The sequence below is a fragment of the Mycobacterium sp. genome, from assembly GCF_008709575.1.
Classification (GTDB): domain Bacteria; phylum Actinomycetota; class Actinomycetes; order Mycobacteriales; family Mycobacteriaceae; genus Mycobacterium.
The window spans coordinates 1-2,905 of sequence record NZ_VYIK01000121.1; the positions used below are offsets into that span (position 1 = coordinate 1).

At 71.0% G+C, this 2,905-nt stretch carries 3 protein-coding genes and 1 pseudogene; all 4 read right to left on the reverse strand.

Annotation, left to right across the window (positions count from 1 at the left end):
• A pseudogene (locus F6Q13_RS17025) lies at positions 1-297 on the reverse strand (phosphatidylinositol mannoside acyltransferase); the annotation flags it as partial.
• Positions 294-938, reverse strand: coding sequence for a phosphatidylinositol phosphate synthase (gene pgsA, locus F6Q13_RS17030; RefSeq protein WP_293059072.1), 645 nt, complete (start codon positions 936-938; stop codon positions 294-296). The pseudogene F6Q13_RS17025 and the gene pgsA, both read right to left, overlap by 4 nt.
• 49 nt (positions 939-987) lie before the next feature.
• On the reverse strand, positions 988-1,536 hold the full coding sequence (locus tag F6Q13_RS17035; protein ID WP_293059075.1) for an HIT domain-containing protein: 549 nt from the start codon (positions 1,534-1,536) through the stop codon (positions 988-990).
• On the reverse strand, positions 1,529-2,905 hold a 1,377-nt coding region (gene thrS, locus F6Q13_RS17040), incomplete at its 5' end, for a threonine--tRNA ligase (RefSeq protein ID WP_293059077.1). The genes thrS and F6Q13_RS17035, both read right to left, overlap by 8 nt.

Here is a 2,905-nt window from a genome sequence, read left to right on the forward strand (position 1 = left end):
GTCGACCCGGGTGGCCAGCGTCGCCTGGTCCATCGCCGGCAACCGGAACACCTCCCGCCAGTAGCGGGCGTAGGACGCCAGGGCGGCCCGCATCAGCTCGGCGGGGACGTCGGGCGGTGCCACCCCGATGACGCGGGCCAGGTTCTTGCGCAGCTGATCCGGCCCGCCGCCGCGGGATGCGTAGCGGGCCCCGGCGTCGAACAGGCCGCGCGCGGCGAACTCCGGCAACGCCCGCACCACCCGCCAGCCGGCCGCATACGACCAGTCTGTGACCAGCTCGGCCGCGCTGCCGGTCACGACGGGCCCGTCCCCGGCGACAGCGGCTCGTCCGCCCCCGGCGAGTGCCGCACCCGGTGCAACCGCTGCGCGCAGGTCAGCAGGCTGGCCAGCGCCAGCAGCCACATCGCCGCCGGCAGCGCCCACGGCAGCGGCACCACCGGCAGATCCGACAACCCCGCGCCGACCAGCACGACGATCAACCGTTCCGGCCGCTCGATGAGGCCCCCGTCGCCGCGCAGGCCGCTGGCCTCGGCCCGGGCCTTGATGTAGGAGATCACCTCCGAGGAGACCAGGCAGATCAACGTCGCCACCACCAGCGACGGGCTGCGCAGCCCGAACGCCGCCCACCACGCCAGCCCGCAGAACACCGCGCCGTCGCTGATCCGGTCGCAGGTGGCGTCCAGCACGGCGCCGAATCGGCTGCCGCCGCCGCTGAGGCGGGCCATCGCCCCGTCGAGCAGGTCGAACATCACGAAAAAACAGATCACCACCGCCCCGGCGAACAGCCGGCCCGCCGGGAACAGGGTCAGCGCGGCCACCACGGCCGCCGCGGTGCCGATGATCGTGACCGCGTCGGCGCTGCAGCCGGCCCGCAGCAGCACCCGCGCCAACGGGGTGGTCACCCGCTCGACACCGCCGCGCGACAGCAACTTGCTCAACTGCGCCGCTCCTTCTCATCGGCATCGCTCTGCATCGTGGCCGGCGCGCTCACGGCAGCCTGGCCCACTCGGTGGCCAGCAACGCCCGGGTGTCGCGCAGCAGCTGCGGGATCACCTTGGAGTCGCCGATGATCGTGATGAAGTTGGCGTCGCCGCCCCACCGCGGCACGACGTGCACGTGCAGGTGCTCGGCCAGCGACCCGCCCGCCGAGGTGCCCAGGTTGAGCCCGACGTTGAACCCGTGCGGGTGCGACACGTTCTTGATGACGCGGATCGCCTTCTTGATGAAGGCCATCAGCTCGGCGGTCTCGGCGTCGGTGAGGTCCTCGAGCTCGGAGACCCGCCGGTAGGGCACCACCATCAGGTGCCCGGGGTTGTAGGGGTAGAGGTTGAGCACGGCGTAGACCTGCTCGCCGCGGGCGACCATCAGGCCGTCCTCGTCGGGCAGGCTGGGGATGTCGGTGAACGGGTTGTTCTGCCCGGAGTTCTCCCGCCGCGCCGGCGCCTCGGCCAGATAGCTCATCCGGTACGGCGTCCACAGCCGCTGCAGGTGGTCGACGTCTCCGACCCCGCGGTCGACGATCGCGTCCTCACCCATGACCGCCCACCTTCACCAGGTCGGCGGTCGGCGCGATGTTCTCGCGGTCGGCGATCCAGGTCACGATCGCCGCGACCGCCTCGTCGCAGGGCACCCCGTTGAGCTGGCTGCGGTCGCCGAAGCGGAAGCTGACCGCGCCGGCGGCGACGTCACGATCCCCGGCCAGCAGCATAAACGGCACCTTCTGGTGGGTGTGGGTGACGATCTTCTTGGTCATCCGGTCCTCGCCGGCGTCCACCTCGACCCGCACCCCGTGCGCGGCGAGCCGGGCGGCGACGTCGCGCAGGTACGGCACGTGCTCGCCGGCGACCGGGATGGCGACCACCTGCACCGGCGCCAGCCACGCCGGAAACGCCCCCGCGTAGTGCTCGGTGAGGATGCCGAAGAACCGCTCGATCGACCCGAACAGCGCGCGGTGGATCATCACCGGGCGCTGCCGGCTGCCGTCGGCGGCGGTGTACTCCAAATCGAAGCGCTCCGGGAAGTTGAAGTCGACCTGGATGGTCGACATCTGCCAGCTGCGGCCCAGCGCGTCGCGGGCCTGCACGGAGATCTTGGGGCCGTAGAACGCCGCGCCGCCCGGGTCGGGCACCAGCGCCAGGCCGGAGTCGGCCGCCACCGCCGCCAAGATGTCGGTGGCCTGCTGCCACATCTCCTCGGAGCCGACGAACTTGGCCGGGTCCTTGGTGGACAGCTCCAGGTAGAAATCCGCCAGCCCGTAGTCGCCGAGCAGCTCGAGCACGAAGCCCAGCAGCGACCCCAGTTCGGCGGGCAGCTGCTCGCGGGTGCAGAAGATGTGCGCGTCGTCCATGGTGAAGCCGCGCGCGCGGGTCAGCCCGTGCACCACCCCGGATTTCTCGTAGCGGTACACGGTGCCGAACTCGAACAGCCGCAGCGGCAGTTCGCGGTAGGACCGCCCGCGGGCCCGGTAGATCAGGGTGTGCATCGGGCAGTTCATCGGCTTGAGGTAGTAGTCCTGGCCGGGTTTGCGCACGGTCCCGTCGTCGGCGTAGTCGGCGTCGAGGTGCATCGGCGGGTACATCGCCTCGGCGTACCAGTCCAGGTGCCCGGAGGTGTGGAACAGGTCCGCCTTGGTGATGTGGGGGGTGTTGACGAACTCGTAGCCGGCGGCGATGTGCTTGCGCCGCGAATAGTCCTCCAGCTCGCGGCGCACGATGCCGCCCCTGGGGTGAAACACCGGCAGGCCGGAGCCGATCTCGTCGGGGAAGCTGAACAGGTCCAGCTCCACGCCGAGTTTGCGGTGGTCGCGGCGCTGCGCTTCCTCGACGAGCGCCAGGTGGCGATCCAACGCGTCCGGGGATTCCCACGCGGTGCCGTAGATGCGTTGCAGGCTGGGATTGTTCTGATC

Bases quoted from the DNA above. Each gene is read 5' to 3' on its own strand.
- F6Q13_RS17035 (WP_293059075.1), bottom strand. From the start codon at position 1,536: ATGGGTGAGGACGCGATCGTCGACCGCGGGGTCGGAGACGTCGACCAC.